This is a genomic window from Bacillus sp. FSL M8-0266 (assembly GCF_038613425.1).
GTDB lineage: Bacteria > Bacillota > Bacilli > Bacillales > Bacillaceae > Bacillus > Bacillus pumilus.
In genome coordinates this window covers 717,725-730,844 of the sequence record NZ_CP152015.1, presented here as the reverse complement: position 1 = coordinate 730,844, position 13,120 = coordinate 717,725, and the positions used below count along the sequence as shown (strand labels likewise).

The following is a 13,120-nucleotide window of genomic DNA, read 5'->3' as shown; positions in this document are numbered from 1 at the left end:
GAGTTTTACTTTAATAGAATTTCAAGCGAATTTTTCATTCTAACGGAGGGGAGCAAAAATAAAAATATCCCGATATCGATATTTTTCACGAAATCAGGACATCTCCATTATTGATTAATCACAAGACTTGCCACACACTCCACATGACTCGTATGCGGAAACATATCCACAGGTTGCACTTCTTCCGTCACATACCCACCATCTTCAAGAATACGCAAATCACGAGCTAGCGTCCCAGGATTACAGGAAACATAAACAACGCGATTTGGCTTCATCTTTAAAATCGTATCAAGCAGTGCTTCGTCACAACCTTTTCTTGGCGGATCGACGACGAGGGTGTCTGCTTTGATGCCTTCTTTATACCAGTTTGGGATAACAGTTTCTGCTTCACCGACTGCGAATTCGACGTTGTTGATCTCGTTTAAGGCAGCGTTGCGTTTTGCGTCTTCAATCGCTTCTGGCACAATTTCTACGCCGTATACTTTGCCTGCTTTTTGTGCGAGAAATAAGGAAATCGTACCGATTCCGCAATACGCATCGATGACGGTTTCTTCACCTTGCAGCTCGGCATATTCAAGCGCTTTGTCGTAAAGCACTTTTGTTTGAGCTGGGTTCACTTGATAAAACGAGCGGGCTGAAATGGCAAATTTGATGTCGCCAATCGTGTCATAAATGTATTCTTCTCCCCATAAAACGGTCGTTTCGTCTCCGAAAATGACATTTGTTTTCTTTGAATTCACGTTTTGCACAATTGACCGAACGTGTGGGAAACGTGCTATAATCTGCTCAATCACCTGCTGCTTTTGCGGAAAGTCAGCCGTTCTAGTAACAAACACTACCATCATTTCACCTGTTGCAATGCCGTAGCGAACCATCACATGACGCAGCCAGCCTTTGTGGCGCTCTTCGTTATATGCTTTGATGCCAAACGCATTGCATATGTCTTTTACTGCCTGTACCACTTCGTCATTTTCTGATTGCTGGATCAAACATTTTTCCATATCGATGATTTCATGGGTACGTTGCTGATAAAATCCTGCAACAAGTCCGCCTTCCCGTTCGCCAACTGGAACTTGTGCTTTGTTTCGGTAATTCCAAGGGTCTTCCATTCCTAGTACAGGATGAACTTTTACACGGCTCATATCAAGTTTGCCGATCCGCTCTAAAACGTCCTTTACTTGTTTCTGTTTAAATAGCAGCTGGCCTTCATAGCTCATGTGCTGAATTTGACAGCCTCCGCACTGCTTATAGATAGGACATGGCGCATCTTGCCTATGCTGACTTTCCTTTGTCAGCTCCATGAGTCGCCCAAAAGCAAATCCTTTTTTCACACGTGTGACCTTGATTTTCCCTTGTTCGTCTGGAAGGGCATTCGGTACAAAGACAGGGAACCCTTCAATTTTCGCTACACCTGCACCTTCGTGCGTTAGGTCTTCGAAGGTTACATTGTAGTATTCATTCTTTTCAACAGGCGGTTTCATCTTTACCAATTTTATCACCTCATTTGCAAAGAAAAACTTGGCGCCATAAGGAACCAAGTTCATTCTCTACCCTATTTTTTCAGCTGTTGCTTTTGGCACAATAAATTCAATATGACGATACAGGTTTTCAAATTCACCAGGCAGCATGCCGCCGAATTCGCCATCTAAATTCAATTGCATTTTATCTTTTACATCTACCTTTACGCGATTCGCTTTTGTGTAGATGACATTGTTATCATGAATATGCTCGCCTCGCAGTGCAAGGCTGACTACTCGAATGGCTTCTGCTAAATTGACCTTCTTTAAAATAATCAGGTCAAACATGCCATCATCTAAAACAGAATCTGGCGCTAGCTTTTCAAAGCCGCCTACTGAGTTTGTGAGTGAAACAAGAAACAGCATGATTTCTCCATGAAACAATTTGCCGTCATATTCAATTTCGACTTCTGTCGGGCGGATAGAAGGAAGCATCTCCATGCCTTTTAAATAATAAGCAAGCTGTCCAAGCATTGTCTTTAGCTTACTAGGCACTTCATAGGTGAGCTCTGTTAACCGGCCGCCGCCTGCAATATTAATAAAATAATGGCCATTGACTTTACCGATATCAAGCGGCTTCGCTATACCATCTATAATGGCATCTGTTGCTTTTAAAACACCTTCTCGTGGAATTCCAAGTGCTCTTGCGAAGTCATTTGTTGTTCCAACCGGAATAATTCCTAGTTTTGGTCTTTTTTCAAGCGGTGCTAGTCCATTGACGACTTCATTGATCGTGCCGTCTCCACCTGCTGCTACAATTAAATCAAAGTCTCTCTGGGCAGCTTTTTCAGCTGCTTGTGTCGCATCTCCTGCACATGTCGTTGCATGACAAGATGTTTCATAGCCAGCTTGTTCAAATTTTTGCAAAACCTGCGGCAAATTCTTCTTGAAGAGTTCACGCCCAGATGTCGGATTGTATATAATTCGAGCACGTTTCATTCATCATCATCCTATATTCATTATGCAATCTATTTTCACCACTAACAACCTTTAATTATACTATGAGATTTGAAAATGGCAACAGAACAACACCCTAATCTGACAAATCTCCTGCCACATTTCCCTCAGCAAGAAAGCATTCTGATAAGATAAAAGAAAACGCTGTAAAGGATGGTTTGCGATGAAAAAGCCTGTTTATTTTAATCATGATGGCGGTGTTGATGACCTCGTCTCGTTATTTCTTCTCCTTCAAATGGAACATCTGAAAGTGATTGGGACGTCTGTGATTCCTGCTGATTGTTATTTAGAGCCAGCTCTCAGTGCGTCTCAAAAAATCATCGATCGATTTAGCCCTTATGAAATTGAAGTCGCTGCTTCAAATTCTAGAGGCGTCAATCCTTTTCCGAAAGAGTGGCGCATGCATGCTTTTTATGTAGACGCCTTACCTATTTTAAACGAGAAAGGCACTGTTGATACAAAAGTGTCCAAGCTTCCAGCACACCTTCATTTAATCGAAACCGTTAAAAAGTCAGCAGAACCTGTCACGCTGCTCTTTACAGGTCCGCTCACAGACCTTGCACGCGCCTTAGAAGAAGATCCTTCAATCTCTAATAAAATTGAAAAATTGGTATGGATGGGCGGTACGTTTCTTGAAAAAGGCAATGTTGAGGAACCCGAGCATGATGGGACAGCAGAATGGAATGCATTTTGGGACCCTTATGCTGTCAGCACTGTTTTTCAGGAACGCTTTCCTATTGAAATGGTCGCACTTGAAAGCACGAATCAAGTTCCGCTTACACTAGATGTGCGTCAGCGCTGGGCTTCCCTTCGTTCTCATATTGGAATAGATTTTATTGGGCAGTGCTACGCCTTTTGCCCGCCTCTCATTCATCACGAAACCAACTCGACTTACTACTTATGGGATGTGCTGACAACGATCACTCTTGATTCCTCATCATTTACTCGTTCAAAGGAAATGAATGCAATCGTTTACACCGAAACGCCAAAGCAAGGACGTACCGAAGAACATACAGATGGAAAATCAATTCAAGTGATTGACCATGTCGATCGTGACGCATTTTTCCAAGCATTTGAAGAGCTCATGAGAAGAGCTGTTTGTCAGATTTCAACATAAAAAAGCCCCGCCATCAAAGCGGGGCCCCATCTCAATCTTCTTCTACGTATTTCTTTTTGCGTTTAAATTTGCTTAACACTTCGTATACGATTGGTACGATAACCAGTGTTAGCAATGTTGAACTTGCGAGACCACCAATGACTGTGACGCCAAGTCCTTTTGAAACAATTTGGCTTCCGCCTTCAAATCCTAATGCTAATGGAAGAAGTGCCCCAATTGTCGCAAGTGCCGTCATTAAGATTGGACGTACTCTTATTGTACCAGCTTCCAGTAATGCCTCTCTTGTTGAGAGTCCTTCTTTCTCTTTATGAATGACTCGGTCAATCAAGACGATCGCATTTGTCACAACAATTCCGATCAACATGAGCAATCCAATCATGGCGTTTAAGCTGATGGTTTCTTTTGCTAAAAACAATCCAACGAGCGCGCCAATAATTGTAAATGGAAGCGAGAAGAGAATTGCAAATGGTGCAAGACCTCCGCCAAATGTGATGACGAGAACGAGATACACAATGGCAATCGCTGCAAGCATTGCTAGCCCAAGCTGCGTAAAGGATTCCTCAATATCCGCACTTACGCCTCCTGTGTCAATCGTTACGCCAGATTTCAGATCAAGCTTGTCGACTTTCTTCTGAACATCTTGTGTCACACTTGATACGTCGTCTGTTGTCATGTCACCAGACACTTCTGCGTAGATTTTTCCATCACGCTTTGTCACAGTATTTGCTGTTGAGCCATCCTTCACTTTAACAACATCACCAATTCGGACTTCTTGGCCTGTCGGTGTTGTGATCTTTTTATTTTCTAAATCTTTTTTGCTCTTATATTCATCTTTTTCCGTTTGAAGATTCACATCAAGTTCTTTGCCGTCCTCAGTTACTTTCGTCAGTGTTGTTTCACTATTTTGAGGAGCAATCGCTTGTGCAATTTGTGAAGCTGTCAGCCCTAGTTTCGCCAGTTTTTCTTGATCTGCATTAAATGTATATTCGTCATATTTCTCAGATAAGCTTGTACTGACGTTTTTCAGGTTTTTCTCATCTTTTAAAATATTTTCAACTTCTTTTACTGTGCCTTCAATATCACTTGCTTTATCACCGTACACATAGTACGTCACTGTATTGCTTGCGCCAGCAGATGAGAAGTCTTGTGATTTCCATTCCCCTTTAGACACTTTGTCTTGCAAGGCTTTGACCACGCGATCTTTTTCTTTATCAAAATTCGGTGTGTCCTCATCATATTGTACGAAGAATAGCGCACCGTTAGAGTTACCGCCTACACTTGCTGTAAGCGCATTTGAAGAGCCAAGTGAATATTGAACAGTATTGACATGGTCACGTTTGATCAAATATTCTTCTGCTTTTTTCGTTTCATCGATAGCTTGTTCTCTCGTTTGTCCAGGTTCAGGTGTATAAGTCACCATCGCCGTCTTCTCTGCTTCCTGTGGTAAGAAGCTGACACCGACAAGTGGAGCTAAGAATAAGCTTCCGACAAGCATAAGAATGGCAATTCCTGATGTGATCCATTTGTGGTTCAATGCCCAATTGAGTACGCGTCTATAACCGCTAGCAAGCTTGCTTGGTTTATGCTCTTTTACCTTTTTCGCTGTGCCGTACAGGTTCTTTTTAAATAAACTGTGTGCCATCATTGGAACAATCGTAATGGCTACAAGGAGTGAAGCCATTAAAGCAAACACAATCGTTAATGCAAATGGGATGAATAGTTCTCCAATCATTCCACCCACAAGTGCTAGCGGTAAAAAGACCGCAATTGTGACAATCGTCGAAGACATGATTGGAATAAACATTTCTTTTGTGGCTTCTTTAACGAGTTCTTTTCCTTTTAATGGCTCATCCTTTAATGCCATTCGTCGATATATGTTTTCTATGACAACAATGGAGTCATCAACAACACGCCCAATAGCGACGGTCATGGCACCAAGTGTCATGATATTTAGTGTAATATCCAGCTGATTCAATATTAAAACAGCAATCAACAGAGATAACGGAATGGAAATAACCGAAATTAAGGTTGATTTGATATCTCGAAGGAACAACATAATGATAATGATCGCAAAGATTGCTCCGATGATTGCCTTGTTCAGCATTGTGCTGACAGACTCTTTTATCGGCTCTGCTTGATCATATGTGGTACTTACTTTGATTCCTTTGTTATCTTTCTTGAACTTCTCGAGTTCTTTTGTGACTGCTTCTGCTACACTTACTGTGTTGGCATCAGAGCCTTTAACAATTTGCAGACCGATACTGTCTTTTCCATTTGTTCTAGAGATCGATTCTGCATCCTTGACGACTTTAATATCCGCAATCTCAGAAAGCTTGATTGTCGGCAGCTCCACAGATTGGCTGCTTGCTGAACCGCCACCAGTTTGCTGCTGAGCTACCTGCTGCTGACTTGCACCAGCCTGCTGCTCTGCGCCTTGCGCACCTGCATTTCCTGAGCCGTTAGAAGGCGCTCCGGCTCCAGCGCTTCCCGCACCGCCACTAGCACCTGGTGTGACAGGAATTCGCATGTTTTTCAAATCTTTGACGCTTAAAATATTGCCATCAACGACAACTGATTTTTGTTTGTTGCCGAATGTGTATAGACCTAATGGTACGTTGACATCAGAGCCTTTGATCATATTTTGGACGGTTTCTTCATCTAAACCGTATTCTTTCAATTTCTTTTGTTTAAACGAAAATTCTACTTCTTTGATTTGCTGTCCCGAAGCTTCGACGGAAGATACACCGTCTAATCCTTCAAGTGAAGGGACAAGGTCATCTTCCACTTTTTTCGTCAGGTTTTCTAATGATTCTTTATCACCAGATACACTAAGTGCTAATATTGGAACCGCATTGATACTAAAGCGTGCGATTTTTGGTTTTTCTGCATTTTCCGGAAAATTGATATTGTTAACAGCATCTTCAATTTCCTTTTTTGCTTCATCCATGTCTTTGTTGTAGTCGTACTCGACTTGAATCGATGAGGCATTTTCAAATGAATTGGATGTGACCACATTGACTCCATTTAGGTTTTGGATCGATTTTTCAATTGGATCGGTCACCTTATCTGATACTTCGTCCGGCGTTGCGCCAGGATACGTTGTAGAAACCGTAATGACTGGAGTGTTGATATTCGGGATTGATTCTTGTTTCATATTCAATCCAGCATATAGACCAGCAACTGTTACGATAATTGTCATGAGCCATACAGCGAACTTATTCTTTAATACAAAATTGATGATCGAATTCATTATGTCCTCCATTTTCCTTTATGTATTGACTGACTGGTCATTCTATATCATAATAAACGGTGATATACAATGCCGTCAACCATTTCTCTTGCGTTTGACGTAACATTCTAAAGCTGAAGGGGCCTTATTTCATGAACGAAAAAAAAGAAAAAATCATTAAAGCAAGCATCCAGTTGTTTGCGAAAAAGGGTTTTTCTTCTACGACCATTCAGGAAATAGCAGATGAGTGCGGAATATCGAAAGGCGCGTTTTATTTGCATTTCAAATCAAAAGAACAGCTTTTCAACCGAGCGTTCGAATATTATATCGACACGTCTATGCAAAGTATTGAAACGATTCGAAAAGAGAATCAGCATCTCGCGCCGAGAGAGATCTTCCAGAAGCAAATCGCTGAACAGTTTCAGCATTTTGCTGAGAACAAGGATTTTATCATTTTGATCCTCAGCGAGAACATTATTCCAGAAAACCAGCAAATTAAAAAGTATTCAAAAACTGTGAAAAAGCAAATGAATGATGAAATTCAAATTTCCATCTTGACCACTTATGGACAGGAGATCGAACCATATATAACTGACCTGTCAGTCATGATTCAAGGAATCATCCAATCTTATGTTCAGGTGCTGCTTTTACAAGATCAGATGCAATTATCATTTGATGAGCTCTCTTCCTTTATACTCGAACGGTTTGATGATTTGGTTCAAGGTATGCTTCGTTCTCAGACGAAACCGATCTTAAAGCCAACCATTTGGGACGATGAAGCGCCGAGTGCTGCTTCCCTTCAAGAGGAGCTTCGTTTGTTAAAGCTTGAACATTTGCTTTCTGATGATACCCTTGTATCCATTGAAGTCATTGAAGAAGAACTGGCGAAAGCTGAGCCTCGTAAGCCAGTTATTCAAGGGATGCTGACGAATTTAGAAAAGTGTGAGGACCCTGCTGTCTTAAAAGTAGTTGAACAATTGAAGCTTTTTCTTCAATAACATTACGTGCTGTTTTTCCGATTCGTTCACCTTTATCCCCCTTCGAATGTGCACTTTCGCTTATACTTCATTATAAGAAAAGAATCTCCGAATTGATATACGGCGGTGGTCTGAATCTATGATAAGACCCTGTCATTTCAAGCAAAAAAAACCGCCTCTTCTCATGAGGCGGTTTTTGCTATTGTTCATTAGCGTTTTTTGATTTCTTCTAGGAGAATCTTGTTGACCATCGGCGGGTTCGCTTGTCCCTTCGATGCTTTCATGATTTGTCCGACTAAGAAACCAATCGCGCGGTCTTTTCCATTTTTAAAGTCTTCGATGGATTGCGGGTTGTTATCAAGTGCTTCTGTGACAAGTTTGAGCAGGGCACCTTCGTCAGAAATTTGGACAAGCCCTTTTTCTTTGACGATTGTTTCTGCGTCTCCCCCATTTTCAATCAGCTCTTTGAATACCTTTTTGGCAATCTTAGAAGAAATCGTTCCTTTTTCGATGAGATTGATCATGCCAGCCAGGCCTTGCGGCGTTAGCTTTGTATCTTCCAGCTCTTTTTGAGCTGAATTTAAGTAGGCAGATACTTCACCCATCAGCCAGTTTGAAGCTTGCTTCGCTTCTGCACCTTCTGAAATGGTTGCTTCAAAGAAATCAGACATTTCTTTTGTCAGCGTCAGCACCATCGCATCATATGCAGGAAGCCCAAGCTCATCGATGTAGCGTTTGCGGCGCTCGTCTGGAAGCTCTGGGATCGATGCTCTTACGCGTTCTTTCCACTCGTCATCAATGTACAGCTCCACCAAATCTGGTTCTGGGAAGTAGCGATAATCATCTGATCCCTCTTTGACACGCATGAGGATCGTCTTTTTAGACGCTTCGTCATAGCGGCGAGTTTCTTGTTCGATCAAGCCGCCAGAAAGCAATACTTGCTCTTGACGTTTCTCTTCGAATTCAAGACCTTTTTGTACGAAAGCAAATGAGTTCAAGTTCTTGAGCTCTGTTTTCGTTCCAAACTCTTCACGGCCGATCGGACGAAGTGAAATGTTGGCATCACAGCGAAGTGAGCCTTCTTCCATCTTACAATCAGATACGCCTGTATATTGAATAATAGATTTTAGTTTTTCTAAGTAAGCATACGCTTCTTCTGGTGTGCGAATGTCCGGCTCAGATACGATTTCAACAAGCGGTGTGCCTTGACGGTTGAAGTCGACAAGTGAATATCCGTCGCCTGTGTGCGTCAGTTTACCTGCATCCTCTTCCAAATGGAGACGCGTAATACCGATTCGTTTCGTTTTGCCTTCTACTTCAATTTCAATCCAGCCGTTTTCACCGATCGGTTTATCAAATTGAGAAATTTGATACGCCTTTGGGTTATCAGGATAGAAGTAGTTTTTACGGTCAAATTTTGTATCTGTTGCGATCTCGCAGTTTAGCGCCATTGCTGCTTTCATTGCAAAGTTCACCGCTTCTTTGTTCAATACAGGCAGTACGCCAGGATATCCAAGGTCGATGACACTTGTTTGCGTGTTGGCAGCTGCACCAAAAGGTGTCGGCGAGCTGGAGAAAATTTTTGATTGTGTTTTTAGCTCAACGTGGACTTCAAGTCCAATTACCGTTTCAAAGTTCATTCTGATTCACCCCTTACAGTTCAGGTTTTGCTTTATGATGATCTGTTGCTTGCTCGAAAGCGTGAGCCACGCGGTAAACCGTTCCTTCATCAAAGTGCTTGCCAATGATTTGCAGTCCTAACGGAAGACCATTTGCAAATCCACAAGGCACACTGATTCCTGGAACGCCTGCAAGGTTCACAGGGATCGTTAAAATATCGTTCGCGTACATTGTCAGTGGATCGCTTGTCTTTTCACCAATCTTAAATGCAGGAGTTGGTGTTGTTGGTCCTACAATGACATCATACTTTTCAAAAACATCTTCGAAGTCTTTTTTGATCAATGTACGGACTTTTTGCGCCTTTTTATAGTATGCATCATAATATCCTGAGCTAAGAGCGAATGTGCCAAGCATGATGCGGCGTTTCACTTCGTTTCCAAAGCCTTCAGAACGAGTATTTTTATATAAATCAATCAGGTTTTCTGCATTATCTGTACGGTAGCCATAACGGATGCCGTCAAAACGCGCAAGGTTTGCAGATGCTTCTGAAGAAGACAGTAAGTAGTAAGTCGCAAGCGCATATTTAGAATGCGGAAGAGACACTTCCTCCCATGTTGCACCAAGTCCTTCTAATACTTTTAACGCTTGAAGAACAGACTCTTTTGCTTCTTCGCCAACACCTTCTCCAAGGTATTCTTTTGGCACTGCAATTTTCATGCCTTTGATGTCTCCAGTTAATGAAGAAAGAAAATCTGGGACGTCGACATTTGCACTCGTTGCGTCCATTTGATCGACTCCAGCAATCGCTTGAAGAACGTATGCGTTGTCCTCTACGTTACGCGTAATCGGCCCGATTTGATCTAATGAAGAAGCAAATGCGATTAAACCGTATCTAGATACACGGCCATACGTCGGCTTCAGACCCACAACGCCGCAGAATGATGCCGGCTGGCGAATCGAACCGCCTGTATCTGATCCTAGAGAGAATGGTACTTCTCCAGCTGCAACAGAAGCTGCTGAGCCACCACTTGATCCACCTGGAACAGTGTTTAAATTCCACGGGTTCTTCGTTGCTTTGAAGCCTGAGTTCTCCGTAGAAGATCCCATTGCAAATTCGTCCATATTTAATTTACCGATTGTGACTGCTTCCGCATCTCTTAAACGATTGACAACCGTTGCATCATAAATAGGATCAAAGTTTTGCAGGATTTTACTAGATGCTGTTGTACGTAAATCCTTTGTGACGATGTTATCTTTCACACCGATTGGCATACCGAACAATAGACCAAGCTCGTCCTTTTCACCAACTGCCTCGTCCAATTCCTTTGCATACGCACGAGCTTTCTCTTCGTCCAGTGCAAGGAATGCTTGTACTTTCCCGTCTACTTCATTGATTCGTTTATAAGACTCGTCCACTAAATCAGAAACAGACAGTTCCTTTTTATGTAAAAGCTCTTTTAATTCAGAAATTTTGTGATCAAACAGTGACATGCCTCAGGCCTCCTTTAGTCCAAAATTGATGGCACACGAATATAGCCGTCTTTATGATCAGGCGCGTTTTTGATGACTGCCTCAATGGAAAGACCTTTATTCGGAACATCTTCTCTCATGACGTTTTTCATTTTTAATACGTGTGTTGTTGGTTCAACGTTTTCCGTATCTACCTCGTTTAACTGCTCTGCAAATGAAATGATGCTATCAAGCTGTTCTGTAAACATCTCAGCTTCTTCTTCTGTAATTGCAAGCCGTGCCAAATGCGCCACGTGCTTTACTTCTTCTATTGAAATTCTAGACATGCAGGTTCACCTCCAAAAATGATACGTGTTCGTGGTCATGATCATAAGTCATATACACTTTATCATATCAAATTTTACTGTTCTAAAGCAACTTTACGCAGGGGCTGTAAGAGGCATTTTCTCTCGAAGCATCATTGTGATTCAACTGATGAAGAAAATAAGCATGCAGACACCCTTTTGTTTTCAGAAAATTTTTACTTTTATCCATTTTTGTAAGCGCATACAAACTGATTCGTATCACCGATCTGTCCATTTTTTCTTCAAAATAGGGAGGTTTAAGAAGGTTGATCACTTGGGAATACTCTGTTAGGTTAAGTAACCATAGCAGTGAGAAGGGCATTCAATCAAAAAACTAGCCCTGACACTTCTGGATATTTTGATTGAGGTGATGTCAAATTTATACGAAAAAGGTGAGAACACAAAATGAGTATTGAAGTTACAATTTCCTTATCTATTTATTTTATCGGGATGCTTGCCATCGGTTGGTATGCATTCAGGAAAACACATGATTTAAATGATTATATGCTTGGTGGACGCGGACTTGGTCCATTCGTTACAGCTCTTTCAGCAGGTGCTGCGGATATGAGCGGCTGGATGCTGATGGGTGTACCAGGTGAAATGTATAAAACAGGTTTATCGACTACCTGGCTTGCGATTGGTCTCATCGTCGGTGCTTACTTAAACTATCTCATTCTTGCACCCCGTTTACGTTCTTATACAGAAATTGCTGATGATGCCATTACGATTCCTGATTTCTTTGATAAACGATTCAAAGGATCATCTTCTTTATTAAAAGCTGTATCAGCTGTCATCATTTTAATTTTCTTTACGCTGTATACATCGTCTGGGATGGTATCAGGCGGACGTTTATTTGAGTCAGCATTTGGTGCACACTACATGTTTGGACTGATTTTGACGTCAAGTATTGTTATTTTGTATACATTGTTTGGTGGATTTCTGGCAGTGAGCTTAACGGACTTTGTCCAAGGAGCTATCATGTTTTTAGCATTAGTGCTCGTGCCGATCGTTGCCTTTACACAATTAGGTGGACCTGTTGCCACATTCCAAGATATTCAACAGATTGATCCTAAATTGCTTGATATTTTTAGAGGAACGAGCGTCATTGGCATTATATCCTTCCTCGCTTGGGGATTAGGTTACTTTGGACAGCCGCATATTATCGTGCGCTTTATGGCGATTACGTCCGTCAAAGACTTAAAACCAGCACGCCGCATCGGAATGAGCTGGATGATTATTTCAGTAATTGGTTCACTATCTGTCGGTTTAGTTGGTGTTGCCTATGTTCATGAAACGGGTATGAACCTTGCTGACCCTGAAACCATCTTTATCGTCTTTTCTAAGGTGCTGTTCCATCCATATATCACTGGATTTTTACTTTCTGCTATTTTAGCGGCGATTATGAGTTCAATTTCGTCTCAGCTGCTTGTCACGGCAAGTGCGATGACAGAGGATTTATACAGAACGTTCTTTAGAAAAAAAGCATCTGATAAAGAGCTTGTGATGATTGGCCGTATGTCTGTACTCGTTGTCGCTGTGATTGCCCTTTGTCTTTCACTTAACCCAAGTGATACCATTCTTGATCTTGTCGGTTATGCGTGGGCTGGATTTGGTTCTTCATTCGGTCCAGTCATCTTACTTTGCCTATACTGGAAACGAATGAATCACCATGGTGCCCTAGTTGGGATGATTGTTGGTGCGGTTGTGGTTCTCACATGGATCACGACAGGCCTTAACCATGCAACAGGTATTTATGAAATGATTCCTGGCTTTACGTTAAGTGGATTAGCTGCCATTATTGTGAGCTTATTGACAAGTAAGCCGTCAAAAGCATCAAAACAGCTATTTAACAAAATGGAAAATCATCTTGAAGAAGAAACAAAATAAAG

The 13,120-nt window shown here is 41.7% G+C and carries 9 protein-coding genes; 3 read left to right on the top strand and 6 right to left on the bottom strand.

From position 1 onward, the window contains the following. Positions 1-107 precede the first annotated feature (107 nt). Both rlmD and MKY83_RS03465 read right to left on the bottom strand, forming a co-directional pair. Complete coding sequence (gene rlmD / locus MKY83_RS03470; RefSeq protein ID WP_342488164.1) at positions 108-1,544, bottom strand: 23S rRNA (uracil(1939)-C(5))-methyltransferase RlmD; 1,437 nt, start codon at positions 1,542-1,544, stop codon at positions 108-110. A 3-nt stretch (positions 1,545-1,547) separates the two neighbouring features. Continuing rightward, positions 1,548-2,456: a diacylglycerol kinase gene (locus tag MKY83_RS03465; protein ID WP_044141563.1), complete on the bottom strand. Its 909-nt coding sequence runs from the start codon at positions 2,454-2,456 to the stop codon at positions 1,548-1,550. Positions 2,457-2,637: 181 nt separating this feature from the next. Between MKY83_RS03465 and MKY83_RS03460 the strand changes: the two genes are divergently transcribed. Further along, the gene (locus MKY83_RS03460; RefSeq protein WP_126741166.1) at positions 2,638-3,591 is read left to right on the top strand and encodes a nucleoside hydrolase; all 954 of its coding nucleotides are present in this window, start codon (positions 2,638-2,640) and stop codon (positions 3,589-3,591) included. A gap of 31 nt (positions 3,592-3,622) precedes the next feature. Here MKY83_RS03460 and MKY83_RS03455 read toward each other — a convergent pair whose 3' ends face one another. Then, positions 3,623-6,841 carry an efflux RND transporter permease subunit gene (locus MKY83_RS03455; RefSeq protein ID WP_111912186.1) on the bottom strand — a complete coding sequence of 1,073 codons (3,219 nt, stop codon included), beginning with the start codon at positions 6,839-6,841 and terminating at the stop codon, positions 3,623-3,625. A 131-nt stretch (positions 6,842-6,972) separates the two neighbouring features. On the opposite strand from MKY83_RS03455, the gene MKY83_RS03450 reads away from it, so the two are divergent. Next, a complete protein-coding gene (locus tag MKY83_RS03450; protein WP_065099163.1) occupies positions 6,973-7,818 on the top strand; it encodes a TetR/AcrR family transcriptional regulator in 846 nt (281 codons plus the stop codon). A gap of 188 nt (positions 7,819-8,006) precedes the next feature. On the opposite strand, the gene gatB is transcribed toward MKY83_RS03450, so the two are convergent. From gatB to gatC, 3 genes are read right to left on the bottom strand one after another with little or no spacing between them, the layout of a single operon-like run. After that, a complete protein-coding gene (gene gatB, locus MKY83_RS03445) occupies positions 8,007-9,437 on the bottom strand; it encodes an Asp-tRNA(Asn)/Glu-tRNA(Gln) amidotransferase subunit GatB (RefSeq protein WP_003214292.1) in 1,431 nt (476 codons plus the stop codon). Between the two features lie 13 nt (positions 9,438-9,450). Beyond that, complete coding sequence (gene gatA, locus MKY83_RS03440) at positions 9,451-10,908, bottom strand: Asp-tRNA(Asn)/Glu-tRNA(Gln) amidotransferase subunit GatA (RefSeq protein WP_278178147.1); 1,458 nt, start codon at positions 10,906-10,908, stop codon at positions 9,451-9,453. A gap of 14 nt (positions 10,909-10,922) precedes the next feature. Then, on the bottom strand, positions 10,923-11,213 hold the full coding sequence (gatC, locus tag MKY83_RS03435; RefSeq protein WP_003213898.1) for an Asp-tRNA(Asn)/Glu-tRNA(Gln) amidotransferase subunit GatC: 291 nt from the start codon (positions 11,211-11,213) through the stop codon (positions 10,923-10,925). A 423-nt stretch (positions 11,214-11,636) separates the two neighbouring features. On the opposite strand from gatC, the gene putP reads away from it, so the two are divergent. Continuing rightward, complete coding sequence (gene putP / locus MKY83_RS03430; RefSeq protein ID WP_044141557.1) at positions 11,637-13,118, top strand: sodium/proline symporter PutP; 1,482 nt, start codon at positions 11,637-11,639, stop codon at positions 13,116-13,118. Positions 13,119-13,120 lie beyond the last annotated feature (2 nt).